The organism is Allorhizobium undicola ORS 992 = ATCC 700741, from assembly GCF_000621665.1.
Classification (GTDB): Bacteria; Pseudomonadota; Alphaproteobacteria; order Rhizobiales; family Rhizobiaceae; genus Allorhizobium; species Allorhizobium undicola.
Genome location: NZ_JHXQ01000003.1, coordinates 48,756 through 74,758, shown reverse-complemented (window position 1 = coordinate 74,758; position 26,003 = coordinate 48,756). Strand labels below are relative to the sequence as shown.

Here is a 26,003-nt window from a genome sequence, read left to right as displayed (position 1 = left end):
TTTTATCCGACACCGTCCCCTGCCGCACCCCTGAATTGTGAGTGGCAAAAGACATCATCCCAGCGGGGAGTAAAAATATGCTTAGCAAATGCTATAAATCAGCACTCAAAACGTGTTTATATTTTCGAACGCACGCAAATTCGGAAAGCTGCGCTCCTTCTCCATCGAAGGAAACAGAAGCGCAGCTGTAACGTCTCAACGGGCCGTTGCCTCTTCGGAAAGCCCCGCCGTTACGGCTGACACGCCATCTGGCCCTTGCTTGCGATGGGCGATCGGCGCCATGCGGGTAATCTTCACCCTTTTGATCCGGCGCGGATCGGCGTCGAGAATCTGAACCTCGAAACCGGCAACGGCATCGACGATCTCCCCGCGAGCCGGTATGCGGCCAATCGCCGAAGAAATCAGGCCGCCTAACGTGTCCACCTCTTCCATTTCCGCGCTGACATCGAAATCCGGACCGATCACCTCGGCGATTTCCTCCAGCTCAATGCGGGCGTCTGCCAGAAAAACATCTTCGGAAACGCGGCTGACAAGCGCCTCTTCCTTGTCGTGCTCGTCGTCTATGTCGCCGACGACCATTTCCACGATGTCCTCGTGGGAGACCAGCCCGTCAGTGCCGCCATGCTCGTCGATGACGAGCGCCATCTGCGTGCGCGCCGCCTGCATTCGCGCCAGAAGATCGGCCGCCTGCATGGAAGGCGGCACAAAAAGAATGGAGCGCATGATGCCGGCGTCTTCCAGCGTCATCGAAAGGTCCACCCGCGCCAGATCGAGATGGCCCTCATGCATGGCCTGAAGGGTGATATAGGACAGCAGATCGCGAATATGGACCATGCCGCGAGGGTCATCCAGTGTTTCGCAATAGACCGGCATACGGGAATGGCCACTTTCCTGCAAAAGCTCCAGCAGTTCTGCAAGGGAAACGGAAAGCTCTACAGCCTCTATGTCGGAGCGCGGCACCATCACGTCTTCCACCCGCACTTCACGGAAACGCAGGATATTGTTGAGCATGGTGCGCTCTTCCTGCGAAAAGGCCTCGTTGGCGGCAGGCGCCGTCAAAAGAGCATCGGCAATATCCTCGCGCAGGGTTTCAGCGCTGGAGGGCCTCAGAATTCGGGCGGCACGCGCCCAGAAGGAATGCGGCTTTGACGCCGCGGGACTTCGGTGCGGGCTACTGGAGCCTTCTTCGGATGAAGAGCCGTCCTGGCCCGAAGTGGCCTCGGTGGCCGTGCGTGTTGAAAAATCGTTCATTTTTCCATCTATCAAAGTGCTTCCTGTCCCGCATAGGGGTCAGAAAGGCCTAATTCGGCCAGAATACGGGTTTCCAGCCCTTCCATTTCCTCCGCCTCTCCGGTTTCCATATGATCATAACCGAAAAGATGGAGAAATCCATGTACCATTAAATGCGTAAGGTGGTCGCTGAAACTCTTGTCAAGATCAACCGCTTCGCGCGCCACCGTCTCGTAAGCGATAATGATGTCTCCCAGCATCGGCCCCGGCCTGTCGCCCGGCTCAATCGGGTAGGCCGGAAAGGACAGAACATTGGTAGGCTTGTCCTGACCGCGCCATTCGGCGTTGATGCCGCGAATGTCGTCATCGTTGATAAACACCAGCGAGACCTCAACGGGATGTTCGGGAAAGGGCTGCCCTTCCTCGCGCGCGATGAAATCGGAGGCGGCACCCAGCACGCGGGCACTCAGCGCCTCCAGTTCGGCCTCGGTTGGCCAGTCGCCGTTTTCAACGGCGAGCTGTATCTCAAGCTTGCTCATCAGGGCTTTCTGCTTCGCCTTTCGCTGTCGCAACCGGCTCTGCCCGCTCGACATACTGGGCGTCATAAGCCTTCACGATGCGTCCGACAAGCGGGTGGCGCACGACATCGACATCCTTGAAGTGCACGAAGGACACGCCTTCCACACCCTTCAGCACCTGAAGCGCCTCCACCAGGCCGGATTTGACACCACGCGGCAAATCCACCTGACTGGGATCGCCGGTGACAATCATCCGGGCATTTTCGCCAAGACGGGTCAGAAACATCTTCATCTGCATGGAGGTGGTGTTCTGTGCCTCGTCAAGAATGACGGCGGCATTGGCAAGCGTTCGCCCGCGCATGAAAGCCAGCGGCGCAATTTCGATGACGCCGGCGGTAATGGCCCGCTCCACCTTGTCGCCGGGGATCATGTCATAAAGCGCATCGTAAAGCGGGCGCAGATAGGGATCGACCTTTTCCTTCATGTCGCCCGGCAGGAAGCCCAGCCGCTCCCCGGCCTCCACGGCGGGGCGGGAAAGGATGATGCGATCCACCGCGCCGCGTTCCAGCAATTGCGCCGCCTGCGCAACGGCCAGATAGGTCTTGCCCGTACCGGCAGGCCCCACGCCAAAGACGAGTTCGGAGCGCTCCAGTGCCCGCATATAGGCATCCTGGGTCGGCGTGCGGGCGACGATGGTCTTCTTGCGGGTGGAAATCTGCGCCATGGTCAGGCGCGATTTGCGCTCCAGCGTGGGCAGGGTCAACTGGTCGTCGGCGGCAGCCGCCATGCGGATTGCCCCTTCCACGTCGGAAAGCTCGACGCTTCCGCCGCTTTGCAGCCGGGCATAGAGGCTGTCCAGCGCGCGCCTTGCCTGATTGGTGGCCACGACATCACCCGAAATGGCGACGGAATTGCCCCGTGCCCTGGCATCGATGTTGAGGCGCTGCTCCAAGAGCTTCAGGTTCTGATCGAACTGACCGAACAGCTCATTGGCAAGTCGGTTGTTCTCGAAGGTCAATATGAAGTGATTGGCGTCGGACGCGACCGGTTTGGTGTTGCGCGAGGGTGAAGTTACCACTTCCTGTCCGTTCAAGCGATCAGGCTCCTGTGAACGATGGTTCCTGCCCCCACTCTAACCCTGTGCCACCTCGGCAAACAAGCTGTTTGGGCCGGTATCGGTGATTCGTACATGAATAATGTCGCCGATTTGCAAAGTTTTTGCATCAACATTCACAGATTGCAGCCAGGGCGACCGGCCGATCATCTGCCCTTCCATGCGGCCGGGCTTTTCCAGCAGGATGTCCATGGTCTTGCCGACGAGCGAGCGGGCAAAATCATGCTGCTGTTTCAGCAGCAATTCCTGCAAGCGCGCCAGCCTTTCCGTCTTCACCTCTTCCGGCACCTGATCGGTCAGATCCGCACCCGGCGTGCCGGGGCGGGTGGAATATTTGAAGGAAAACGCCTGCGCATAGCCGATTGTTTCCACCAGCCTCATGGTGGCGTCGAAATCCTCATCCGTCTCGCCGGGGAAGCCGACGATGAAATCCCCCGATAGCGCAATATCGGGGCGCGCATTGCGGATGCGCTCGATCAGCGCCACATAGTCGGAAGCCTTGTGGCGACGATTCATGGCCTTCAGGATCCTGTCCGATCCCGCCTGCACCGGCAGATGCAGATAGGGCATGAGCAGGCGCAGATCGCGATGCGCCTCGATCAGCCGGTCATCCATGTCGCGCGGGTGGCTGGTGGTATAGCGAAGCCTTGCAATGCCGGGCACCTCCGCCAGCCGGTAGAGAAGATCGCCAAGCCCCATGGGGCGGCCCTTTTCATCCTCGCCATGCCAGGCATTGACGTTCTGGCCAAGCAGGGTGATTTCCTTCACGCCGTTGGCCACCAGTTTTTCGGCTTCCCGAAGGATCTGCGCCAGCGGACGCGACACTTCCGATCCGCGCGTATAAGGCACGACGCAGAAGGTGCAGAACTTGTCGCAACCTTCCTGCACGGTCAAAAAGGCCGTGACCATGCGCGGACGCCCCGAAACCTTCTTCGGATCGGGCAGATGCTCGAACTTGTCCTCCACCGCATATTCGGTATCGACCACGCGGCGGCCGCTTCTTACCTTCTTCAAGGCATCCGGCAGGCGATGATAGGTCTGCGGGCCAATGACGATATCCACCCCCGGCTCGCGACGGATGATCTCCTCGCCTTCGGCCTGAGCCACGCAGCCCGCAACGCCAATGGTGAATTCCTTGCCTTCCGCCGTGCGGGTCTTCTTCATTTCCCGCAAACGCCCTAGCGCCGAATAGACCTTGTCGGCCGCCTTCTCGCGGATATGACAGGTATTGAGCAGCACGAGGCTCGCCTCATCGACATTTTCGGTCGGCTCATAGCCTTCCGCTGCCAATGCATCAGCCATGCGGCTGCTGTCATAGACATTCATCTGGCAGCCATAGGTCTTGATGAAGACCTTGCGCGGTTCGGCTACGGGATTTTCAAGCGTCTGGATGTCCTGGGTCATGGCCGGGCTTTTACAGCAAGGACCCCCATACTGTGAAGCAAATTCCAGCCTGCACGAATTGCCGATATTCCAGCCGGGACGCCTGCATTTTTCCAACCCTGAACCACGATGGTATCAAGCGAGGAATTATACATAAAATTCAGGGCGCTACAGAGATTCAGGACAGGTCGCGCCCTAAAAGCCTTGCGCTCAGCAGCGCGCGGATGCGCGCTTCCACCGTTGCAGCCAGCCGCTTCCGGTTGACGCCTTCGCGATATTCCTCAGGCTCTCCAAAGCAGACATCCACCTCCACCGCGCCGATCCCGAGAAGGTCGGCCAGATGCGGCGCCAGCTGCACATCACCCGGCCAGCTCACATAGGGTCGGTGAAACCGGCCCATCGGCATCCCATGAATGCCGGTATAGGCGATGGCGACCGGCTGGATATAGACGCTGCCCTCCGGCGCAAGCGGCAGCGCCATGGCGGCGGCACCATAAAGCGAGGATTTGGTGGGCAACAGGCGGTTGCCATCCGAAGTCGTGCCCTCCGGGAACAGCACGACGATTTCTCCCGCCGCCATGCGCTCGGCAATGTCGTTGGCCTGCTTGCCCGTGGAACGTTTTTCCTCGCGCTTGACGAAAACGCTTTTCTGCAATTTGGCGAGCGTCCCGAAAATTGGCCAGTCGGCAACTTCCGTCTTGGCGATGAAGGCCACATCCGCCACGGAGCTCAGCACCATGATGTCCAGCCAGGAGCAGTGATTGGCCGACAGCATCAGCGGACGGCGCTCTTCTATTCTTCCATGCACGCGCACCTTCACGCCAAGCGCAAGGCACGCCACCTTATGCCAGTAGCGCGGCAGGCGACGGCGCAATTTCCAGTCAAAAGCCAGCCCCAGCAATTGCGCCGGCAGCATGACGAAGGTGACGGCAACCAGAAGGCCCAGCAGAATGAAGGCACGAATGCGAAGGATCACGTCAGCTGGCCCCGTCCTTGCCCTTGCCCTTGCCCTTGCGCTTGCCCTTGCTCATTCCTGCCCGTCCTCGTCATGCGTCAGCGGCACGCCGTAAAGCTCCAGCCGGTGATCGATCAGGCGGAAGCCGTGTTCGCGGGCAATTCTTTCCTGCAAGGCTTCGATTTCGGGAGAGCGGAACTCGATGACAAGGCCGGATTTCAGGTCGATCAGATGATCGTGATGCTCTTCCGGCACGGTCTCGTAGCGCGAGCGGCCATCGCGAAAATCATGCCGGGCAATGATGCCCGCATCCTCGAACAGCTTGACCGTTCGATAGACGGTGGAAATGGAAATGCGGCTGTCGATGGCGGAAGAGCGGCGATAAAGCTCCTCGACGTCGGGATGATCCCCCGATTCCTGGAGAATGCGGGCAATGATGCGGCGCTGCTCCGTCATGCGCATACCGCGCTCGGCGCAAAGCTCTTCCAGGGTTTTCTGGGATGCCGTCATGAAGGGTTCGAACCTGCCGCTTGAAAAGGTCAAAACATACGAGTTAGCGAAGATCGCGCCGCATGACAAGCGCCGCACTTCGCTGCCCCCGTGCGTCCGCATAATAGGAAGGCCGCTTGCCGACGACCGCAAAACCCAGCTTGCGGTAAAGGCCGATGGCAGGGGCATTGCCCTCCTCCACCTCCAGAAACATGCTTTCGCCACCCTGAAGGGCCGCCTGGCGGATGGCCGCCTGCATCAAGCGCCAGCCAAGCCCGCAACGCCCCGCCTTTTCCTGCACGGCAATGGTGAGGATTTCCGCCTCGCCCGCCACTTCGCGCGCCAGGACAAAACCACTCAGGCCCGGTTTGAAAACCAGACTGTTGCTGGGCCGGGCCACAAAACCGAAAGTGGCCGATTGCGAAAGCAGGCTGACGAATTCGCCATCGCTCCAGGCCTGCGGGAAACGCTGGCCATGCAAATCCGCAACATCGGCGCAATCCCGGCTTTCCATGGCCAGAACTTCATATTCCGCTTTCCAGGAAAAGAGGGTGTCGATCATTGATCAGGCTCTCGCGACGGCATAACCCGTCTGCGGCTTGGCATCGGGTCCGCGCAGATAAAGCGGCTTCGGCTTGCCCGAAACGGGAGCCGCCGCACCAAGACGGCAAATCTGGATCAGCGGGAAGCAATCCCCGTCCTCCGGCCCGTCGAGGCCGATGATTGTCCGGCCTGAGCCTGCGACGCCAAAGCCCGTTTCGGCCACTTTCCAGGAAAAGAGGGTGTCGATCATTGATCAGGCTCTCGCGACGGCATAACCCGTCTGCGGCTTGGCATCGGGTCCGCGCAGATAAAGCGGCTTCGGCTTGCCCGAAACGGGAGCCGCCGCACCAAGACGGCAAATCTGGATCAGCGGGAAGCAATCCCCGTCCTCCGGCCCGTCGAGGCCGATGATTGTCCGGCCTGAGCCTGCGACGCCAAAGCCCGTTTCGGCCACCATGGTTCGCAATTCGTCGTGCGAGATCATCGCCGCCGCATCAAGGGCTGCGCCATCCGCGCCGAAGGACTGGACATAGACCTCGTCACGCTTGGCATCCATGGCGGCAATCACCGGCTGCGGCCCCTTTTCCGCCTGATGAGCGGCAGCAATCGCCGCAAGGGTCGTTACGCCGACAATGTCCACCGAAAGCGCAAGCGCCAGCCCACGGGCGGCGGCCAGACCGACGCGGATGCCCGTGAAGGAACCCGGTCCGATGACGACGGCAATGCGCCCTATGTCCTGCATGTCCTTGCCCGCCGCTGCAAGCACGTCATCGATCATCCCCATCAGCCGTTCGGCATGGCCGCGTCCGATCCGCTCCGATGTAGAGGCCAGCAGGGTTTGAGACGATGAACAGTATAGAGCGGCGGCACAATCGGCCCCCGCCGTGTCGATGGCAAGGAGAATCATGACGGGATCAGACCGCTTCCACTTCCTGCACTTCCGGCACGAAATGCTTGAGAAGGTTTTGAACGCCGTGCTTCAGCGTGGCGGTGGAAGACGGGCAACCCGCACAGGAGCCCTTCATGTTCAGATAAACCGTACCGTCACGGAAGCCCTTGAACGTGATGTCGCCGCCATCCTGCGCCACGGCAGGCCGCACGCGGGTTTCAAGCAACTCCTTGATGGTCGCCACGATTGTCTCATCGCCCTCATCGAAGAATTCGCCATCCAGATCACCCGCTTCGGCGGTTTTCGCCGAGCCCATGATCGGCGCGCCGCTCATGAAATGCTCCATGATCGTGCCGAGAATGGCGGGTTTCAGATGCGGCCATTCCACACCGTCCTTGGTGACGGTCACGAAATCATAACCGAAGAACACGCCCGTCACACCGGGAATGGCGAAGAGCCGTTCCGCCAGCGGCGAGGCGGCAGCCTGTTCGCGGTCACGAAACTCCGCCGTTCCATTGTCCAGCACCACCTTGCCCGGCAGGAATTTCAGCGTGGCGGGATTGGGGGTGGCTTCCGTTTGAATGAACATTTCAGGCTCCTTGCGGAAGAACCCTCCGCATTTTTAGAATTCTTCCAAAATAAGAGTTTTACGGTCAGGCTTCAAGGGCGAAGTTCCGGGCGAGGCCTTGCAGCAAGCATGGTGCAACAAGCCTCAGCAAAGCGCGTCGATCTCTTCATCGCCGAGATTATCCGGCAGCACCGTGACGGGAATGGGGAAGGCAGCGGTGCGCCCGGCAATCATCGAAACCAGGGGCCCCGGCCCTTCCTTGGCCGAACCTGCCGCCAGCACCAGAATGGCAATGTCGCGGTCTTCCTCGATCAGCGTATGAATCTGGCTTGCCGCCGCCCCTTCGCGAATGACGATTTCGGGCTCGATGCCGATCGTCTCGCGAACGGTCTGGGCGGATTTCGCCATGATGGCCTCGGCCTCGTCGCGGGCCTCGGCACGCATGATCTCTTCCACGCCCAGCCATTGCTGGAAATCCCCATCCGGGATGACATAAAGCAGCACGAGCCCGCCATTGGAGTTCTTGGCGCGACGGCCTGCATAATGCACCGCGCGCGAGCATTCCGGCGTATCGTCGATCACCGCCAGAAATTTCCGTCGATGCCCTTCAAGACGCGAAAGACGCTTTGAAACCATGAAAAGCCCCGTTTTGCCTCGTGTCACCAACCGGGAGATGCGGCAAGACCGTCTCTCCCGGCGCTGAACTTATCGCACGAAGCCGATAATGTCGCGTATTTCCGTCATGGTTTTCTCGGCGCGTGCGCGCGCCCTTTCGCCACCATCGCGCAGCACGGCGTCGATATGGCCGGGATCGTCCATCAGGCGGCGCATCTCGGCATTGATCGGCGCGAGAACCTCCACCGCAAGCTCCACCAGCGCAGGCTTGAAGACGGAGAACTGCTGCCCGCCGAATTCGGTCAGAACCTCGGCTTTCGTCTTGTCGGCAAGGGCTGCGAAAATACCCACGAGATTATCCGCCTCCGGACGGCACTTCAGTCCATCCACTTCGCTCGGCAAGGCATCCGGGTCAGTCTTGGCCTTGCGGATCTTTCTGGAAATGGCCTCGGAATCATCCATCAGGTTGATGCGCGACAGGTCGGACGGATCCGACTTGGACATTTTCTTGGAGCCATCCTTCAGGCTCATGACGCGCGGCGCCGGACCGTCGATCAGCGGCTCCACCATGGGGAAATAGGCATGGACCGGCTCATCGCCAACGGTGATGTCCACGCCAAGCCCGGTGGGACGGATCTTTTCCATGAAGTCCATGTTGAACTTCATGGCGATGTCGCGGGTCAGCTCGAGATGCTGCTTCTGGTCTTCGCCGACCGGCACATGGGTAGCGCGGTAGACGAGAATGTCGGCGGCCATCAGGCTCGGATAGGCATAAAGACCAAGCGAGGCCTGCTCGCGATCCTTGCCTGCCTTGTCCTTGAACTGCGTCATGCGGTTCATCCAGCCGATGCGCGCCACGCAATTGAAAATCCAGGCCAGTTCGGCATGTTGCGGCACCTGGCTCTGGTTGAAGACGATATGCCGCTTCGGGTCGATGCCGGCGGCAAGGAAGGCGGCGGTGATCGAACGGATCTGGCCGCGCATATCCTCGTGCACGAGCTGCGCGGTCAGTGCGTGGAGGTCAACGACGCAGTACATGCAGTCATTATTGTCCTGCAAGGCGACGAATTTCCGGATCGCTCCGAGATAGTTGCCGAGATGGAGATTGCCGGTCGGCTGCACGCCGGAGAAGACCAGTGGCTTGAATTCGCTCATATGAACCTCAACAGGCTTGTGGAGGGCCTGATACCTCAGGGTTTGTGATGCCCGCGCTTATGCACGGGGCCATGATGCCAATCAAGCGATGCTTTTGCTTTGCAGCGGCATTATTTTGCCCGGCGCCGCAGGTTTTTCCGCAGCATGGCAAGACCGATGCCGCCAATGGCGAAGGCGAGCCCGAAATAGACCAGCATGGCAATGCCGATTTCGGCAAAAAGCGCTGCCACCTTGTGCAGAAAGGGCGCACCGCTGGCCAGATAGGGGGCGAAGGCCGGGCCGATTGCCAGAAGCACGCCGCCCATGCAAAGCGCAGAGACGAGAAGGCGCAAGGCCCTGGAAATCAGCGGCCAGTCAGGCTTCAGATGGCCTCTTCTCACCAGCGTCGTGCCAAGCTGGAGGGTGTTCAAAAGCCCGGCCACGGCTTCGGCGATCGCAATGCCGCGCTCGAACAGGAAAGGAAAGAGCGCGATCGAAAGCAGCGAGTTGACCGCCACTGACACGCCTGTATAGCGCATCGGCGAGCGGGTATCCTCGCGCGCATAAAAGCCTGGCTGCAAGGCCTTGATCATCACGAAGCCCGGAAGACCCAGCCCGTACCATGCCAGAATACCGCCAACGATGGCCGTATTTTCGGCGGTGAAGGCGCCGCGTTCATATAATACGCGGATAATATCATCCGACAGCACAAAGAGCCCCACGGCAGCCGGCAGCGTCAGAAACAGCACGAATTCGATGGATCGGTTCTGGATCGCGCTGGCTTCGTCCGCATTGCCGCCTTTCAGCGCCCGCGCCAGTTCCGGCAAAAGTACGACGCCGACGGCCACGCCGACGACGCCAAGCGGCAGTTGATAGATCCGGTCGGCATATTGCAGGGCGGCAATCGCCCCTTCCTTGCCCGAGGCGATGGCCTGGCCGATGACGAGATTGATCTGCGTGACGCCGCCGGTAATGGCGGCGGGAACAGCCAGAACAAGAAGGCGCCTCACATTCGGCGTGATTTTCGGCCACTTGAAGCCGATGCGCATTCCCGCATGGCGCACGCCGAGATAGACGACCAGCATCTGCAACAGGCCCGCCACCAGCACCGACCAGGAGAGATACCAGGCGGTCTGCACAGGCTCTGCCCCGGTATAGAGCGCATAGAAGAGCGCAGCGATCATCACCAGATTGAGGAAGATCGGCGCCACCGCCGCGGCAAAGAAGTGATGCAGCGAATTGAGCATTCCCGACAGCATGGCTGTCAGCGACATGCACATGAGATAGGGAAACATCACCGCCGCAAGCCGCACGGTCAACTCGAACTTGTCGGCATCATCGGCAAAGCCCGGCGCGATGATGAAGCGCACCAGAAGCGGCATGGAAAGCTCCATGACGATGGTGATCAGCAGCAGGACAGAAAACAGAACCCCGAAGACCTCCTCCGAGAAGCGCTTGGCCCCATCCATGCCATGCGCCTCGATTTCCTTGGAAAACAGCGGCACGAAAGCGGCATTGAAGGCCCCTTCGGCAAAAAGGCGCCGGAAGAGATTGGGGAAGCGGAAGGCGGCATAGAAAACATCCGCCATCGGCCCCGTGCCCAGCGCTGCCGCCATCAGCGTTTCGCGCGCGAAGCCGAAAATGCGGCTGCCGAGAGTGGCCGCTCCCACGGTCATGAATTTCTTGATGAGCGACATCTCAGGCGCGGGCCTTCCTCGGCAGGCGGACAGGTTCGGACGCCACCTCGTCGGACGCCTCGCTCATCACATCCTTGAGACGGGACGAAATGCCGGCCTGTCTGTTTTCATTGGTAATTTTCTGCCCCACAAGATCGGTGACGTAAAAGGTGTCGATGACCTTTTCACCAAAGGTGGTGATTCGGGCCGAGTGAATATCGAGCGAAAGATCCGCCAGGGCCGCCGTGACCTCTGCCAGAAGACCAATGCGATCAAGGCATTCAATTTCGATAACCGTGAACTTGTTGGACAGGCTGTTGGCGATCGTCACATGCGGCTTGACGGTGAAGGTCTTGTTTTTCTTCCTGGACTTTGCCCGTGTCGCGATAACCTCCGGCAGCCGCTTGCGTCCGGAAAGCACGTCTTCGATCATCTTGCCAATGGTGCTGCCCCGGCGCATCTCGTCCTCGTCCACGGGGAATTCACGATTGATCAGGATCGTGTCCAGCGCGCGGCCGTCGGACGTGGTGAAAATCTGGGCATCGGCGATGTTGGCCCCGGCGGCCGCGCAGGCGCCGGTGATGATGGAGAGAAGACGCGGATGATCCGGCGCCAGCACGGTGATTTCCGTGATGGCGTGAAAGGAATGCGTGCGCACCATGGTGGAAAGCGCCTGTCCGGCCTTGTCGGCCTGACGGATGAAGTGGGCGTGGCGCACCTGATCTTCCAGGGGCACGGTCAGCAGATAGGGCTGGTAATGCAGCTTGGCATAGGTCTTCTGATCCTTCTGGCTCCAGTCGGACAGCGCGGCCTGCAATTGCTCGGCAGCGTGGCGCGCCCGCTCCTTGCGGGGGCTGGCGGAAAAGCCGCCGGACAAAAGCAGCTCGGTCTCGTAATAGAGCGTTCGCAGCAATTGCCCCTTCCACCCGTTCCACACGCCGGGGCCGACAGCGCGAATATCGCAGACCGTCAGCACCAGCAACATGCGCAACCTGTCCAGCGACTGCACCTTGTCGGCAAAATCGGTGATGGTCTTGCGGTCATGCAGGTCGCGGGTCTGGGCCACCATCGACATGGTGAGATGCTGGTCGATCAGCCAGACCACCATTTCTGTCTGCTTCTCGTTCAGGCCAAGTCTCGGGCACAGCTTGCGCGCCACGCGCGCGCCGGCGATGGAATGATCCTCCTGACGGCCCTTGGCCACGTCATGCAACAGCACGGCGACAAAAAGCGCGGTCCGCTCCTCGATCAGGGGCATGAGCTTGACGGTAAGCGGATGAATATCCTCCACCTTGCCCTGCTCGATTTCCGAAAGCACCGCGACGGAGCGAATGAGATGCTCGTCCACTGTATAGTGGTGATACATGTTGAACTGCATCATCGAAACGATTTTGCCGAATTCGGGAATGAACCGGCCAAGCACGCCCGCCTCGTTCATCCGCGTCAACATCAGCGCCGGATCGCGCCGCGAGGTCAGCACGGAGAGAAACAGACGGTTAGCCTCTTCGTTTTCGCGGAATTCATGGTTGATCAGCGGCAAGGAGCGCGTGAGGGCCTTCAACGCATCGGGATGCAATTCCAGCCCGTGCAGATCCGCAACATGGAAGAAGCGCATGATATTGAGCGGATCGCGGCTGAAAGCCTCGGGATCGGCAAGGGCGATGCGGCCGCGATCCTCAATGAATTGCGGCGTGCCGGGAATGCGTCGCGGGCGGTTGGCAAAGCGGCCGATCACACCCGTCAGCCCCGGCGCGGCCTTGGCCTGCTTTTCTTCCAGCGTCGCGCAGATGATCCGCGTGAGATCGCCCACATTCTTGGCGACGTGGAAATAATGCTTCATGAAGCGTTCCACGGACGAGAGACCGGGACGGGGCTGATAGCCCAGATTGGCGGCGATTTCCGGCTGGATGTCGAAAGACAGCCTTTCCTCCGGCTTGCCGGTGACGAAATGCATGTGGCAGCGCACCGCCCACAGAAAATCCTCGGATTTCTGAAACATCCGCCATTCCTGGCGGGAAAGAACGCCAAGCTTTACGAGCTCCGCCGGGTCGGCGATGTGATAATAATACTTGGCGATCCAGAACAGTGTATGCAGATCGCGAAGGCCGCCCTTGCCTTCCTTGACATTGGGTTCGACGAGATAGCGGGTATCGCCCGCCTTCCTGTGACGCTCGTCGCGTTCGGCAAGCTTGGCGGCTATGAATTCAGGCGCCGTCTTTTCGACAACCTCGATCTCGAACCGCTTGAGGAGATCGGCCACCAAAGGCTTCTCGCCGCAGACATAGCGGGTTTCCAGAATGGCCGTGCGGATCGTCATGTCGGTCCGGGCAAGCTTGATGCATTCCTCTACCGTACGGGTGGCATGTCCGACCTTGAAGCCCAGATCCCAGAGAATGTAGAGAAGAAATTCAACCGCCTTGCGCGCATCCGCGCCAGCCCTGGCCGACAACAGGAACAGAAGATCGATGTCGGAACCGGGCGCCAGTGTCTTGCGGCCATATCCTCCGACAGCCACCACGGCGAATTCGGTCGCGGTCTGCGGATAGACCGCTTTCAGGACAATCCGGTGGGTCAGAGAAATCAGCCTGTCCTGAACCTCGGCAATGCGCTCGGCGCATTTGACCCCGCCGCCATCGGCATAAAGAAGCCTGCGGGCTGCGTCACGGCCATCGGAGCTGGCTTTTTTCAAAACAGGCAAGAGTGCCGCCCGCATGTCCGGAACCCTCGCCTCACGCTCGGCAATGGCAAGGCATTCCTGCTCCAGCGCGTCGAAGTCGGGAAAAACCGGTGCGGAAATTTCGATGTCAGCCATGATCGTCCATTCTCTCGCCGCCACCATGAAGACATGGCATGGTTAACGCAAAAGCGTGTTAGCCGATTTTCCTTCGGAAGGGAAACGGTCTCCCTTCAAGGCTTATCACTCAAGTCTTGCCAAGCTGTTTCTTGAGGTCATAAAGCGCTTCGAGAGCCTGGCGCGGCGTGAGGTCATCGACATCGAGCGCCCGAAGCGCTTCTTCGATGGCAGAACCGGTGGCCAAAGTCCCGACTTTCTGCTCGCGCCGCACCGCCACCTGAAAGAGCGGCAGATCGTCGATCAACTGGCTCGCCGGGTTTTTACGGTCGGCATCCTCCAGTTGATGCAGCACATCGCGGGCACGATCGACCACGGCGGCCGGAAGCCCGGCCAGACGCGCCACCTGAATGCCATAGGAACGGTCCGCCGCTCCGGGACCGACCTCATGCAGGAAGATCACCTCGCCCTGCCATTCCTTGACCTTCATGGTCACATTGGACAGGCGCGCCAGCTTTTCCGACAGCGCCGTCAATTCGTGGAAATGGGTGGCGAAGAGCGACCGGCAACGGTTGACCTCATGCAGATGCTCTACCGTCGCCCAGGCAATGGAAAGTCCGTCGAAAGTGGCCGTTCCCCGTCCGATCTCGTCGAGAATCACCAGCGATTTTTCCGTCGCCTGATTGAGGATGGCCGCCGTCTCCACCATCTCCACCATGAAAGTGGAGCGCCCGCGCGCCAGATCGTCGGAAGCGCCGACGCGGGAAAACAGCCGGTCCACCACCCCGATACGGGCCGAACCCGCCGGCACGAAGGAGCCCATCTGCGCCATGATGGCAATCAGCGCATTCTGGCGCAGAAAGGTGGACTTACCGCCCATGTTGGGGCCGGTCAGCATCCAGATCGCCCCGTTTTTGCCGCCATTCGGCGAAAGATCGCAATCATTGGCGATAAAAGGACTTTCCGCCTTTTTCCGCAACACCTGCTCCACCACCGGATGGCGGCCCGCGACGATGGCAAAAGCATGGCCATCATCGACCAGCGGGCGGCAATAGCCCTGCTCCTCTGCAAGCGTTGCCAGCCCTGCCGCCACGTCCAGCACGGCCAGGGCACGAGCTGCCTTCTTGATCGGCTCCACCGCCTCCGTCACGGCAAGGCGCATACGTTCAAAAGCGGCAAGCTCGATCTCCAGCGCCTGCCCTGCCGCATTGGCGATGCGGCTTTCAAGATCGGCCAGTTCGGTGGTGGTGAAACGCATGGCATTGGCCATGGATTGGCGATGGATGAAGCGCGCCCGAGCTTCCCCTTCGGTCAAGGGACCGGCATTGCCCGCCGAAACCTCGATGAAGTAGCCCAGCACGTTGTTATGCTTGATCTTCAGTGACTTGACGCCGGTTTCCTCGCAATATTGCAATTGCAGCGAGGCAATCACCCGTCGGGACTCGTCGCGCAGGGCGCGCACCTCGTCCAGAGCCTCATCGGCCCCCTCCTTCAGGAAACCGCCATCGCGCTTGAGCAGCGGCAGGTCATCCGCCAGCATGGAGGACAGTAAATATTCAAGCGACGGCGGCAGATGTTCGAGATCGGTCAGTGCGGCGGAAAGCTCATCCGGCAGCACCGTGCCGCGCATCCGCCCGGCCACCTCGGCGGAGGTGATCAACCCCTGACGAATGGCGGCAAGATCCCGCGGGCCGCCGCGGTCGAGCGCAAGGCGCGATAGAGCCCGCGGCATGTCGGGCGCGCCTTTCAGGAGGTTGCGCAACTGATCGGTCAGAAAATTGTCGCTGAGCAACCAGGCGACGGCATCCTGCCGGGTGGCAATCTCCTGCGGATCGGTGAGCGGCGACATCAGCCGCTCGGCCAGCAACCTTGCGCCGCCGCCGGTGACGGTGCGGTCCATGGCATTGAGCAACGAGCCCTCCCGCTGGCCGGAAAGCGTTTTGACCAGTTCCAGATTGGCGCGGGTGGCCGCATCGATAAACAGGGTGGAGGCGGAGGATTGCCGCTCCGGCAGGCCAAGCGGCGGACGCTCGGAAATCTGCGTTTTTTCCACATAGGCAATGGCCGCCGATGCCGCCGCCATTTCAGGGCGCGAAAAGCCCCCGAAACCATCCAGTGTCTGCACGCCGAAATAGCGTGTAATGCGACCCTCCGCCGAGGCGCTGTCGAACAGGACCGCAGGCTGGGGCACGACCAGGCGGCCCAGCACGTCGAAAACCGGCTTCAACTCTGCATCCTGCATGAGATTATCCGGCACGATCACCTCGCGCGGCTCAATGCGGAAAATATCGGCAAGAAGGCGTGTGGGCGTGGTTTCGGCCAGCCGGAAGACGCCGGTGGAAATATCGATCCAGGCCAGCGCCAGTTCCTGCGCGCCGCCGCGCACGCGCGCCAGCGCCATGAGATAATTGGTCTCGCCCGGCGACAGCAGCTTTTCCTCCGTCAGCGTGCCGGGGGTGACAAGGCGCACCACGTCACGCTTGACCACGGATTTCGAGCCGCGCTTCTTCGCCTCCGCCGGATCCTCAACCTGTTCGCAGACGGCCACGCGGTAGCCAAGTGCAATGAGCTTTTGCAGGTAATCATCCGCCGCATGGACCGGCACCCCGCACATGGGAATATCCTGCCCCATATGCTGGCCGCGCCGCGTCAGCGTGATGCCGAGCGCCCGCGAGGCTTCGATGGCATCCTCGAAGAACAGCTCGTAGAAATCGCCCATGCGATAAAACAGCAGCGAACCGGGATTATTCGCCTTGATTTCGATGAACTGTTCCATCATCGGCGTTGCGGAGGCGCGGCTTTCCTCCGACGTCAGATGGGCGGCATTCAGAACATCCAGTTTTTCAGTGCTGTCGGTGGTCACGGGGCCTGCATCATGTCCGGGGAAACTGCATGGACAGTATTGGGGCAAAGCGGCAACCGCAACGCCCTTTCCCCGACACGATCACCCCCTCCACAACATGCTCAGCTTGAAAAACGCCCCGCATCCGCGCCGTAGTGATTGCGATAGCGGTCGGAAATGCTGGCAATCGGCAGCACGATCAGCACATCGGTGGTGTTGAAGGCCTGATCCACCACGGCACCGGACCCGACCATGGCGCCAAGCCTGAGATAGCCCTTGATCAGCGGCGGCAGAGCATTGAGCGCCTTGCGCGGATTGACCGCTTCCGAAGGCACGAGATCCATGGAGCAGGCCAGTTCCGGCCAGGCCGACACAGCCCACTCGCCCTTGGCCTCGGCATTCTGCACCAGGAAAGACAGGGCCAGCGCATGTTCTTCGGGCTGGATGCCGGGGAAGGAAGCGCAGCCGAACATGGCGCCCATATTGTGCTTCAGCGAATAAGCCCAGTTGCCCTGCCACAACAGTTCGACCGTGCGCTTGGTGCGGTAGGCTGGCAGCACGCAGGAGCGGCCAAGCTCCATGAATTGCTTGTCGGGGTGGCGGGCCAGAAGCGGCGCAATATCGAATTCCCCGGCAGAGTAGAAGCCGCCATTGGCCATGGCCACTTCCTGCCGCAGCAGGCGGTAGGTGCCGACGATCTGGTCTTCCGGGTCGCCTTCGATGGCGTTATCCACCACCAGGAGATGATCGCAAATAGCATCATAGGCGTCGAAATCGCGCCTTGCCTGCATGGCCTCCTGCGGCAGAACAGCGTTCATTTCCTCGACGAATACCCGGTAGCGCACCGACTGCGCCGCCTCGATCTCGCGGCTGTTGCGCGCCAGACGGGTTTCAAGCGAGCCGATGCGGCCGAACACATCCGAACCCGTTTCATTGCCGCCGCCAAGGGCTGCTGAACCGTCGAAAGAGGAGGAGCGATCCAAAAGGTCGAGTGCCATGGCAAGGTCCGATTCCGTTAAACCTGAAGCGTCTAAAGCATGTCTGTGCGACAAGACGTTGACACCTAATGCTATCGAGCGCGATTTCTGGCGAAATTAGGACCTAAGTCTTGCATAAATTGCGCCGAATCAACAGAGGGCAAGGGGCATTGCCAGATTTTTTCTCCAAAATGACGCTTCTGCCGCGCAAGCCCCCCCTTCGCCCGCCTGCGCCCCTACAGGCGGCGGGGTCAATCATGCCCCGCGTGCCTCGACCAGAGGGCATGAAAATGGTGGATCGGGCCATGGCCGGAACCGACCGAAAGCGCCCCGCCTGTCCGGATCGCTCCCCCAAGCCATATCCGGGCCGACGAGACCGCCTGTCGCAGCGCTTGACCCTTGGCAATTTCGGCGGCAATGGCGCTGGAAAGCGAACATCCCGTACCATGCGTATTGACCGTTTCGATCCGCTGGCCTTCGAACCAGAAGGCCGCTGACCGTTCCACGAAGAGATCGGGGCATTGCGGGCCGGGCAGATGCCCTCCCTTTACCAGCACCGCGCGTGCGCCCATGGCCATGAGCGCTTCTGCCTGCCTGCCCATTGCGGCACGGCTGACGGCCTCGTCATCGCCCAGAAGTGCGGCGACCTCCGGCAGATTGGGCGTGACAAGCGTTGCCCGCGCCAAAAGGCGGGTCTTCAGCACGCCAACCGCCTCCGCCTCCAGCAGACTTGCCCCGCCCTTGGCGACCATGACCGGATCGAGCACGACGGGAATGTCGGGATGCGCATCGAGACAATCGGCAATCGCCGTGGCGCTGCCGGCATTGGCAATCATGCCGACCTTGACGGCATCCACCCGAATATCGGCAAAGACGGCTTCGATCTGGGCGCGCACGAAAGAGGGCTCAAGCGCCATGACGGCACTGACGCCGCGGGTATTTTGCGCCGTCAGTGCCGTGATCGCCGCCATGCCGAAGGTTGCACATGCCGCAAATGTCTTGAGATCGGCCTGGATTCCGGCCCCGCCGGATGGGTCGGATCCTGCAATCGACAGCACATTGGCAATCTGGCCGGGGATAGGATCTTGCATGGATTTCATCCTGTCGCTGCTGTTTTAGCCGGTTGCGAAGGCGCATCGGATCGGCGCGAAGCTAACCTTCCCGCATCAGGAATGGAACCGGAAACTGCCTTCAGGCATTCAAACGATGTTTGCGTTTCAATTCCTCTCCGGACAGCCCCTGCCGCAGGCCGCCCGTTGAGCCGCCCTCACGACCAGGGACCAACGGTCCCCGCACGCAAAGGCCGGGAGGGAGCCATATCAAAGGAGTATTGCAGCATGACTTCAGTGTTACAGGCCCCAGTGCCCCATGCCTCCGAACCTTCCCCATCTGCCTTTTGCGATGGCGGCTTCGAAGCGCGGATTCCTGCCCTGATCAGAAGTCATCCAGCCGCCTATGCCGTATTTTTCGACATTGACGGCACATTGCTCGACATTGCCGGCAAGCCGGACGAGATCATCGTGCCGCACGGACTTCCCGAAGCGCTGGCAAAGCTGCAAGACATGCTGGGAGGCGCGCTTGCGCTGGTGACGGGGCGCGGCATGGATTTCGCAGACCAGCTCTTTGCGCCCTTTCGTTTTCCGCTTGCGGGCCTGCACGGCGCCGAGCGGCGGGATGCCTTGCAGAACCTGACACGGGCGGAGCCGACGGCGGCATTCCTCGACGCAAAGGCTTATTTGCAGCACATGGCAGAAGAGCTTCCCGGCATTCTGATCGAAGATAAAGGTGCGGCCATTGCCGCCCATTACCGCCATGCGCCAGCGCTTGCCGATGAGCTGGAAAAGCTGATGAACGATGTTCTTGCCAGATGCGGCAAGCGTTACGCCCTGCAAGCTGGCAAGATGGTGATGGAAATCCGCCCGGCAGGCGCCAGCAAGGGCAGCGCCGTCGATGCTTTTCTTGCCATGGAGCCGTTCCTTGGGCGGGTTCCGATCGCCTTTGGCGACGACCTGACGGACGAAGCCATGTTCGATGCGGTCAACCGCAAAGGCGGCATCTCGGTTCATATCGGCAGCAAGGGCGAGCGAGAAACCCGCGCCACCCACAGGCTTGCCGACCCGCAGGCCGTGCGCAGGCTTGTTTTTGCAGCCACCTCGGCCAATCCGCCACCGAATGGCTGAGGCCACGGCTTTTCGTGCGCAAATACGAAAAACCACCAGGGAAGGCCTGCCCCGGCAGGCGCCAATTACAGGAAGACATGACATGAGCAGACTGGTCGTCATATCCAATCGGGTTCCCGTTCCAGACGAAAAGAAGGGCGCCCCGGCAGGTGGCCTTGCGGTTGCGTTGCGGGCCGCGCTCGAGGAGCGCGGCGGCGTATGGATGGGCTGGTCGGGCAAATCCAGCGGCGAGCAAGACGCAGGCCCGCTTTCCATGATCGAGGATGGCAACATCACTTATGCGCTGACCGATCTTACCGATCGCGACGTGGAGGAATATTACCACGGCTTCGCCAATCGCGTGCTCTGGCCCATCTGCCATTACCGGCTGGATCTGGCCGATTACGGACGCAAGGAAATGTCGGGTTATTTCCGGGTAAACGGCTTCTTCGCCGAACGGCTGCTGCCGCTGCTTCAGCCCGACGACACCATCTGGGTGCATGATTATCACCTCATTCCGATGGCGCGGGAGTTGCGGGAACGGGGCGTCACGAACCGCATCGGCTTTTTCCTGCACATTCCCCTGCCCCCCGCCGATGTGCTGTTTACCATGCCCGTGCATGAAGAGATCATAAAGTGCCTTGCCCATTACGATCTCGTGGGGTTCCAGACGGATCACGATCTGGCCAATTTCGTCGGCGCGCTCGAACGGGAGGGCATTGGCCACTCGCCAGCGCCCGGACATCTGGTTTCCTTCGAGCGCAAGTTTCGTGGCGGCGCCTATCCCATCGGCATCGAAACGGCTGCCTTTGCCGGCTTTGCCCGGCGTGCTGCCAGCCATGCCATGGTCAGGAAGGCCGAGGAGAGCCTGGTCAGCCGTCCGCTGATCATTGGGGTGGACCGTCTGGACTATTCCAAGGGCCTGACCCAGCGCATCGACGCCTATGAGCGCTTCCTCGTGGACAACCCGCACCATCGGGGCAACGTCACCTATTTGCAGGTAACGCCGAAGTCCCGCTCCGAGGTTCCCGAATACGAGGCCATGCAGCGCACCGTGGCCGAACAGGCGGGCAGGGTCAATGGCGCGCTCGGCACGGTGGACTGGGTGCCGATCCGCTACATCAACCGTTCCGTCGCAAGGCCGCTGCTGGCCGGGCTTTACCGTCTGGCGCGGGTGGGCCTCGTCACGCCGCTACGCGATGGCATGAACCTCGTGGCCAAGGAATATGTGGCGGCGCAAAACCCCGAAGATCCGGGCGTCCTCATCCTGTCACGCTTTGCCGGCGCCGCCCGTGAAATGAACGGCGCCCTGCTGGTCAACCCCTATGACATGGAAGGCACGGCCAATGCCATCAAGCGGGCGATAGAAATGCCGTTGGAAGAGCGCAAGGCCCGCTGGCAGCAGATGATGGACCGGCTGCTGGTGCATGACGTCAACCGCTGGTGCGACGATTTCCTCAGCGATCTGACCGAAGAGGAAAATGCCGCTCACGCCGCCTTGGCGACGTGATATTCCTTGATGGCCGCCATTTTGATGGCCGGATAACGCTCGGATTCATAGCGCAGGGAGAAACCGTCCTGCGCCATGAACACCGGATCGCCATCGAGATCCCGGCAGAGATTGCCGCGCTGGACGTTGAGAAACTTTTCCAGCTCGGCCGGCTGATCGGATGAGATCCAGCGGCAGACCGAAAAGCGCGACATTTCAAAAGAGACAGGCAGGCCATATTCCGCCGAAAGCCGCTCTTTCAGCACGTCGAGCTGCAAGGCGCCAACCACCCCGACGATGGCCGGAGACCCGTCTTCCGGCTGGAACAGCTGCACCACGCCCTCTTCCGCCATTTGTTGCAGGGCTTCCTTCAGCTTCTTGGCCTTCATCGCATCTTCCAGACGCACGCGGCGCAGGATTTCCGGCGAGAAGTTCGGCACGCCCTGGAAGACCAGCGCTTCGCCTTCCGTCAACGTATCGCCAATGCGCAGCGTGCCGTGGTTGGGAATGCCCACCACGTCACCGGCATAGGCGGTATCGGCCAGTTGCCGCTGCGAGGCGAAGAAGAATTGCGGCGCGGTCAGGCCCATCTGCTTGCCGGTACGGGCCAGACGCGCCTTCATGCCGCGCTCCAGCTTGCCCGAGCAGATACGCGCAAAGGCAATGCGGTCGCGGTGGTTGGGGTCCATATTGGCCTGGATCTTGAAGACGAAGGCGGTCATCTTCTCTTCCGCCGCATGAACCTTGCGGGTATCGGCCACCTGGTCGCGCGGCGGCGGCGCAAAGGCGCCGAGCGCGTTGATGAGATCGCGCACGCCGAAATTTCTCAGCGCCGAGCCAAAGAAGACCGGCGTCATGTGCCCTTCCAGAAAGGCCTCCACATCGAAGGGGCGGCAGGCCTCGCGCGCCAGCTCCAGTTCCTCGATGAAGGCGGCGCGCTCGTTTTCCGGCAGATGTTCCGCAACGCTTTGCGGACCGTTGACGGCAAGACCTTCCACCTGCGTATCATTGCCCCGGAAGGTGTTGGCCTTAAGATTGTAGGAGCCGCAGAAGGTCTTGGAGCGCCCCACCGGCCAGGTGACAGGGGCCGTGTCCAGCGCCAGCTTTTCTTCCACTTCATCGAGAATCTCGAAGGGGTCGCGGCTTTCGCGGTCCATCTTGTTGATGAAGGTGATGATGGGAATGTCGCGCATACGGCAGACTTCGAACAGCTTCAGCGTCCGCGGCTCGATACCCTTGGCGGCATCGATGACCATGACGGCCGCATCCACGGCCGTCAGCGTCCGGTAGGTGTCGTCGGCAAAATCCTCGTGACCGGGCGTGTCGAGGATGTTGTAAACCTTGTCGTCATATTCGAAGGTCATCACCGAGGTGACAACCGAGATGCCGCGCTCTCGCTCGATCTTCATCCAGTCGGACCGGGTCTGGATGCGGTCCTTCTTGGCCTTGACCTCACCGGCAAGCTGGATGGCGCCACCGAACAGCAGCAGTTTTTCGGTAAGCGTCGTCTTACCGGCATCCGGGTGGGCGATAATGGCAAAGGTGCGGCGGCGGGCGACCGCTTCTGCGAGCGTCTCGGGCATGGGTCTGCAATATCCTTGTGAATTGCGCGTTATCTAGCCTTTCATCGGCAATTATGCAATTGAGGAGCCGAAAAAGGATAGACGCCATGCCCGATGCCAATGCCCCCCGCCTTCTCCTCAAGCGCCTGCCGCATGGCGAAGGGCTTGCCCTGCCCGCCTATGAAACCGCCGGCGCGGCTGGCATGGATCTGAGCGCTGCCGTGGAAGAGGCTCGGCCCCTCACGCTTTCGCCCGGCAAGCGCGCGCTGGTGCCGACCGGCTTCATATTGCAGATTCCGGAGGGTTTCGAGGCGCAGATCCGCCCGCGCTCCGGCCTTGCCTTCAAGCATGGCATCACCTGCCTCAACACGCCCGGCACCATCGACAGCGATTACCGTGGCGAGGTGAAGGTGCTGCTCGTCAATCTGGGCGAGGAGGATTTCACCATCACCCGCGCCATGCGCATTGCCCAGATGGTGATTGCCCCCGTAACGCAGATGGCAGTGACCGAGGTTGACGAAACATCGCAGACGCTGCGCGGCACCGGCGGCTTCGGCTCCACAGGACTATGAGGCGTTGAAATAAAGATTTGAAACAGGCCGCTTTGCGAAGCGATTTTTCCCTCACGGCTCGTCGTGAAAGATAAAGGGTTCTGGTGCTTCATCGCCTTTGCCCGTAATCTCTGCCGCGAAAACAGTCGAAGGGAGATATGCATGTCCGACACGAACAAGCCCGGTCGCGGTCGCATTTACGGGTCGATCACGGAAACCATCGGCAACACCCCGATCGTCAGGCTGGACAAGCTGGCCAGGGAAAAGGGCGTGAAGGCCAACCTCCTGGCCAAACTCGAATTCTTCAACCCCATTGCCTCCGTCAAGGACCGTATCGGCGTGGCGATGATCGAGAGCCTCGAAGCCAACGGCACCATCACCCCCGGCAAGAGCGTGCTGGTGGAGCCCACCTCCGGCAATACCGGCATTGCACTGGCCTTTGCCGCTGCCGCCAAGGGCTATCGCCTCATTCTCACCATGCCGGAAACCATGTCGATCGAGCGGCGCAAGATGCTGGCGCTTTTGGGCGCGGAACTGGTGCTGACCGAAGGGCCAAAGGGCATGAAAGGCGCCATTGCCAAGGCCGAGGAACTGGCCGCCACCCTGCCGGACGCCATTATTCCCCAGCAGTTCGAAAACCCGGCCAACCCCGAAATCCATCGTAAGACCACCGCCGAGGAAATCTGGAACGATACCGATGGCGCCGTGGATATTTTCGTTTCCGGCATCGGCACCGGCGGCACGATCACCGGCACCGGGCAGGTGCTGAAATCCCGCAAGCCGGACCTCAAGGTGATTGCCGTCGAACCTGCCGACAGCCCGGTACTCTCGGGCGGCCAGCCCGGACCTCACAAGATCCAGGGCATTGGCGCGGGCTTTGCCCCCAAGGTTCTCGATACCGCGATCTACGATGAAATCGTGACCGTGACCAATGACGAGGCCTTCGAAACGGCCCGCCTCGTGGCGCGACTTGAAGGCGTGCCGGTCGGCATTTCATCCGGCGCGGCGCTGACGGCCGCCATCAAGGTCGGCTCGCGGCCTGAAAACGAGGGCAAGACGTTGGTGGTCATTATTCCCTCTTTTGCAGAACGTTACCTTTCAACGGCGCTTTTCGCCGGGCTTGGTGAGTAAATCAGGCAAAACATGCGCGTATCGCGTCTGCTGCGGGAAAAATCCGCAACAGGCGCGATAACATCGTAAAATGAACAAGCTACGGCGATTGCTTAAATTCGGCAGCCGGTCTAGGGTGTGTGGACATTCGGCATCCGGAGTGGCGAAAACGATGATTTTCGAGAACCGGAGCGGAGTGTACTTGAGTACATGAGCACCGGGCGCGCAGAAAATTACGGTTTGCGGCCGCTCAAGGGCGAATGTCCACACACCCTGGTCTCGCTTTTCTGACATGCCGAATGAAGCGGAAAGATAATGCGCCTGCGAAGCAAGCTCGACAGATTGCCTTCCTTCAAGGCCATGGACCGACCTTTCCGCGTGCATGAACATGTGATGGTCTGTTGCGCCACCGTGCTGGTTTTCCTCGCGGTTCTGGCGCTTCGCTTCTGGCTCGATACCTATCTCAACGGCACTTTTCCCTATGTCACCTTCTTCCCCGCCGTTCTTCTGGTTGGCTTCGTTTTCGGGGTTGGGCCGGGCGCGTTGATGGCCGTGCTGGGCGGTCTTGCTTCCTGGTATTTCTTCATACCGCCCTATTTCAGCTTCGAAGTTTCCCTCAGCACCACCATTGCCATGCTGCTCTATTGTTTCGTGGTCATCACCGATCTTGGCCTGACCGCCCTGATGATGCGGGCCTACCGGGCCGAGAAACTGGCGCGCGCCGAGGTGGAAATGCTGGCCGAGCAGCAGGAAGTCATGGCGCGGGAACTGGACCATCGGCTCAAAAACGTCTTCGCCACCATCAACGCCATCATCAGCCTCTCGCAGCGCCATGCCAGCGATGTCCCCGGCTTTTCACAGGCGCTACGTGAAAGGCTCAATGCCATGGCGCGGTCCAACCTGCTGCTGCGCGGCCTTCGGCCCGGCGACGAGGCCACCGTTCAAAGCGTGATTGCGCAATCGCTGGAGCCCTTCGACAAGCGCGGCACCGCCCGGATCGAATTGCACGGCCCGGCCATATCGGTCAGCGGTCAGGCCGTGGTGCTTCTCAGCCTCATCCTGCATGAACTCGGCACCAATGCGGTGAAATACGGCGCCTTCTCCGTGCAAGACGGTCAAATCCGCATCGACTGGAAGGTTGACGGGAGCGAGAACGAAAAACACCTTGAAATCCGCTGGCAGGAACGGGGTGGCCCCTGCCCCAAACCGCAGGATGATGGCGAGGGCGGCTTCGGCTCGGTTCTGGTGCGCAAGGTCATAGGCGCCGTCCGCGGCAGCGCCACATTGCGCTTTCCGCCGGAAGGGGCCGTGGCCGATCTCATGATTCCGCTTTCCGCCATCACCCCGAAACAGACCGAGGAAAGCGACGGCCATATCGCCGCCTAAAGCACGTCGAGCAAAAGTGTGC

22 protein-coding genes and 1 pseudogene are annotated in these 26,003 nt (G+C 60.7%); 5 read left to right on the top strand and 18 right to left on the bottom strand.

The window, feature by feature from the left end:
• Window positions 1–195: 195 nt before the first annotated feature.
• The 17 genes and pseudogenes from T424_RS20170 to thiD all read right to left on the bottom strand — a co-directional run bounded on the left by T424_RS20170 (window position 196) and on the right by thiD (window position 18,815).
• The gene (locus tag T424_RS20170; protein WP_051558783.1) at window positions 196–1,251 is read right to left on the bottom strand and encodes a hemolysin family protein; all 1,056 of its coding nucleotides are present in this window, start codon (window positions 1,249–1,251) and stop codon (window positions 196–198) included.
• An 11-nt stretch (window positions 1,252–1,262) separates the two neighbouring features.
• Entirely contained in the window at window positions 1,263–1,769 is a 507-nt protein-coding gene (gene ybeY / locus T424_RS0104365; protein ID WP_027486641.1) for an rRNA maturation RNase YbeY, read from the bottom strand.
• Window positions 1,756–2,841, bottom strand: a complete 1,086-nt coding sequence (locus T424_RS0104360; protein WP_027486640.1) for a PhoH family protein — start codon at window positions 2,839–2,841, stop codon at window positions 1,756–1,758. Before T424_RS0104360 ends, ybeY begins: the two co-directional genes overlap by 14 nt.
• Before the next feature lie 39 nt (window positions 2,842–2,880).
• Complete coding sequence (miaB, locus tag T424_RS0104355; protein WP_027486639.1) at window positions 2,881–4,266, bottom strand: tRNA (N6-isopentenyl adenosine(37)-C2)-methylthiotransferase MiaB; 1,386 nt, start codon at window positions 4,264–4,266, stop codon at window positions 2,881–2,883.
• A gap of 157 nt (window positions 4,267–4,423) precedes the next feature.
• Window positions 4,424–5,221: a lysophospholipid acyltransferase family protein gene (locus T424_RS0104350; RefSeq protein ID WP_027486638.1), complete on the bottom strand. Its 798-nt coding sequence runs from the start codon at window positions 5,219–5,221 to the stop codon at window positions 4,424–4,426.
• A gap of 51 nt (window positions 5,222–5,272) precedes the next feature.
• Window positions 5,273–5,710: a Fur family transcriptional regulator gene (locus T424_RS0104345; protein ID WP_027486637.1), complete on the bottom strand. Its 438-nt coding sequence runs from the start codon at window positions 5,708–5,710 to the stop codon at window positions 5,273–5,275.
• A gap of 43 nt (window positions 5,711–5,753) precedes the next feature.
• Window positions 5,754–6,251 (bottom strand): GNAT family N-acetyltransferase, encoded by a 498-nt coding sequence (locus T424_RS0104340; RefSeq protein WP_027486636.1) that lies wholly within the window; start codon window positions 6,249–6,251, stop codon window positions 5,754–5,756.
• Window positions 6,252–6,254: 3 nt separating this feature from the next.
• Window positions 6,255–6,359, bottom strand: a pseudogene (locus T424_RS23170) (tRNA (adenosine(37)-N6)-threonylcarbamoyltransferase complex dimerization subunit type 1 TsaB); the annotation flags it as partial.
• 126 nt (window positions 6,360–6,485) lie between these two features.
• A complete protein-coding gene (gene tsaB, locus T424_RS0104330; RefSeq protein WP_027486634.1) occupies window positions 6,486–7,139 on the bottom strand; it encodes a tRNA (adenosine(37)-N6)-threonylcarbamoyltransferase complex dimerization subunit type 1 TsaB in 654 nt (217 codons plus the stop codon).
• A 7-nt stretch (window positions 7,140–7,146) separates the two neighbouring features.
• On the bottom strand, window positions 7,147–7,710 hold the full coding sequence (locus T424_RS0104325) for a NifU family protein (RefSeq protein ID WP_027486633.1): 564 nt from the start codon (window positions 7,708–7,710) through the stop codon (window positions 7,147–7,149).
• 123 nt (window positions 7,711–7,833) lie between these two features.
• Window positions 7,834–8,325, bottom strand: coding sequence for a universal stress protein (locus T424_RS0104320; protein WP_027486632.1), 492 nt, complete (start codon window positions 8,323–8,325; stop codon window positions 7,834–7,836).
• Between the two features lie 69 nt (window positions 8,326–8,394).
• Window positions 8,395–9,459: a tryptophan--tRNA ligase gene (gene trpS, locus T424_RS0104315; RefSeq protein ID WP_027486631.1), complete on the bottom strand. Its 1,065-nt coding sequence runs from the start codon at window positions 9,457–9,459 to the stop codon at window positions 8,395–8,397.
• Between the two features lie 110 nt (window positions 9,460–9,569).
• Window positions 9,570–11,135 (bottom strand): murein biosynthesis integral membrane protein MurJ, encoded by a 1,566-nt coding sequence (murJ, locus tag T424_RS0104310; RefSeq protein ID WP_027486630.1) that lies wholly within the window; start codon window positions 11,133–11,135, stop codon window positions 9,570–9,572.
• A gap of 1 nt (window position 11,136) precedes the next feature.
• Window positions 11,137–13,926, bottom strand: coding sequence for a [protein-PII] uridylyltransferase (locus tag T424_RS0104305; RefSeq protein WP_027486629.1), 2,790 nt, complete (start codon window positions 13,924–13,926; stop codon window positions 11,137–11,139).
• Between the two features lie 109 nt (window positions 13,927–14,035).
• Entirely contained in the window at window positions 14,036–16,684 is a 2,649-nt protein-coding gene (gene mutS / locus T424_RS0104300) for a DNA mismatch repair protein MutS (protein ID WP_154664811.1), read from the bottom strand.
• A 185-nt stretch (window positions 16,685–16,869) separates the two neighbouring features.
• On the bottom strand, window positions 16,870–17,745 hold the full coding sequence (locus T424_RS0104295) for a GNAT family N-acetyltransferase (protein WP_027486627.1): 876 nt from the start codon (window positions 17,743–17,745) through the stop codon (window positions 16,870–16,872).
• Between the two features lie 230 nt (window positions 17,746–17,975).
• Window positions 17,976–18,815 carry a bifunctional hydroxymethylpyrimidine kinase/phosphomethylpyrimidine kinase gene (thiD, locus tag T424_RS0104290; protein WP_037066627.1) on the bottom strand — a complete coding sequence of 280 codons (840 nt, stop codon included), beginning with the start codon at window positions 18,813–18,815 and terminating at the stop codon, window positions 17,976–17,978.
• 246 nt (window positions 18,816–19,061) lie between these two features.
• On the opposite strand from thiD, the gene otsB reads away from it, so the two are divergent.
• The gene (gene otsB / locus T424_RS0104285; RefSeq protein ID WP_051558782.1) at window positions 19,062–19,904 is read left to right on the top strand and encodes a trehalose-phosphatase; all 843 of its coding nucleotides are present in this window, start codon (window positions 19,062–19,064) and stop codon (window positions 19,902–19,904) included.
• 82 nt (window positions 19,905–19,986) lie between these two features.
• Window positions 19,987–21,393 (top strand): alpha,alpha-trehalose-phosphate synthase (UDP-forming), encoded by a 1,407-nt coding sequence (otsA, locus tag T424_RS0104280; RefSeq protein WP_027486624.1) that lies wholly within the window; start codon window positions 19,987–19,989, stop codon window positions 21,391–21,393.
• On the opposite strand, the gene T424_RS0104275 is transcribed toward otsA, so the two are convergent.
• Complete coding sequence (locus T424_RS0104275; protein ID WP_027486623.1) at window positions 21,372–22,955, bottom strand: peptide chain release factor 3; 1,584 nt, start codon at window positions 22,953–22,955, stop codon at window positions 21,372–21,374. The genes otsA and T424_RS0104275 overlap by 22 nt on opposite strands.
• Before the next feature lie 86 nt (window positions 22,956–23,041).
• Between T424_RS0104275 and dut the strand changes: the two genes are divergently transcribed.
• The 3 genes from dut (at window position 23,042) to T424_RS20165 (ending at window position 25,981) form a co-directional block, all read left to right on the top strand.
• Window positions 23,042–23,506 carry a dUTP diphosphatase gene (gene dut / locus T424_RS0104270; RefSeq protein WP_027486622.1) on the top strand — a complete coding sequence of 155 codons (465 nt, stop codon included), beginning with the start codon at window positions 23,042–23,044 and terminating at the stop codon, window positions 23,504–23,506.
• A 141-nt stretch (window positions 23,507–23,647) separates the two neighbouring features.
• Complete coding sequence (gene cysK / locus T424_RS0104265) at window positions 23,648–24,616, top strand: cysteine synthase A (protein WP_027486621.1); 969 nt, start codon at window positions 23,648–23,650, stop codon at window positions 24,614–24,616.
• A 294-nt stretch (window positions 24,617–24,910) separates the two neighbouring features.
• Window positions 24,911–25,981 (top strand): HWE histidine kinase domain-containing protein, encoded by a 1,071-nt coding sequence (locus T424_RS20165; RefSeq protein ID WP_210164378.1) that lies wholly within the window; start codon window positions 24,911–24,913, stop codon window positions 25,979–25,981.
• Window positions 25,982–26,003: the final 22 nt, after the last annotated feature.

Bases quoted from the DNA above. Each gene is read 5' to 3' on its own strand.
- T424_RS0104325 (WP_027486633.1), bottom strand. From the start codon at position 7,710: ATGTTCATTCAAACGGAAGCCACCCCCAATCCCGCCACGCTGAAATTC.
- T424_RS0104275 (WP_027486623.1), bottom strand. From the start codon at position 22,955: ATGCCCGAGACGCTCGCAGAAGCGGTCGCCCGCCGCCGCACCTTTGCC.
- murJ (WP_027486630.1), bottom strand. From the start codon at position 11,135: ATGTCGCTCATCAAGAAATTCATGACCGTGGGAGCGGCCACTCTCGGC.
- ybeY (WP_027486641.1), bottom strand. From the start codon at position 1,769: ATGAGCAAGCTTGAGATACAGCTCGCCGTTGAAAACGGCGACTGGCCA.
- T424_RS0104345 (WP_027486637.1), bottom strand. From the start codon at position 5,710: ATGACGGCATCCCAGAAAACCCTGGAAGAGCTTTGCGCCGAGCGCGGT.
- T424_RS0104320 (WP_027486632.1), bottom strand. From the start codon at position 8,325: ATGGTTTCAAAGCGTCTTTCGCGTCTTGAAGGGCATCGACGGAAATTT.
- T424_RS0104295 (WP_027486627.1), bottom strand. From the start codon at position 17,745: ATGGCACTCGACCTTTTGGATCGCTCCTCCTCTTTCGACGGTTCAGCA.
- trpS (WP_027486631.1), bottom strand. From the start codon at position 9,459: ATGAGCGAATTCAAGCCACTGGTCTTCTCCGGCGTGCAGCCGACCGGC.
- T424_RS20165 (WP_210164378.1), top strand. From the start codon at position 24,911: ATGCGCCTGCGAAGCAAGCTCGACAGATTGCCTTCCTTCAAGGCCATG.
- tsaB (WP_027486634.1), bottom strand. From the start codon at position 7,139: ATGATTCTCCTTGCCATCGACACGGCGGGGGCCGATTGTGCCGCCGCT.
- cysK (WP_027486621.1), top strand. From the start codon at position 23,648: ATGTCCGACACGAACAAGCCCGGTCGCGGTCGCATTTACGGGTCGATC.
- thiD (WP_037066627.1), bottom strand. From the start codon at position 18,815: ATGCAAGATCCTATCCCCGGCCAGATTGCCAATGTGCTGTCGATTGCA.
- otsB (WP_051558782.1), top strand. From the start codon at position 19,062: ATGACTTCAGTGTTACAGGCCCCAGTGCCCCATGCCTCCGAACCTTCC.
- miaB (WP_027486639.1), bottom strand. From the start codon at position 4,266: ATGACCCAGGACATCCAGACGCTTGAAAATCCCGTAGCCGAACCGCGC.
- T424_RS0104305 (WP_027486629.1), bottom strand. From the start codon at position 13,926: ATGGCTGACATCGAAATTTCCGCACCGGTTTTTCCCGACTTCGACGCG.
- T424_RS20170 (WP_051558783.1), bottom strand. From the start codon at position 1,251: ATGAACGATTTTTCAACACGCACGGCCACCGAGGCCACTTCGGGCCAG.
- dut (WP_027486622.1), top strand. From the start codon at position 23,042: ATGCCCGATGCCAATGCCCCCCGCCTTCTCCTCAAGCGCCTGCCGCAT.
- mutS (WP_154664811.1), bottom strand. From the start codon at position 16,684: ATGATGGAACAGTTCATCGAAATCAAGGCGAATAATCCCGGTTCGCTG.
- T424_RS0104340 (WP_027486636.1), bottom strand. From the start codon at position 6,251: ATGATCGACACCCTCTTTTCCTGGAAAGCGGAATATGAAGTTCTGGCC.
- otsA (WP_027486624.1), top strand. From the start codon at position 19,987: ATGAGCAGACTGGTCGTCATATCCAATCGGGTTCCCGTTCCAGACGAA.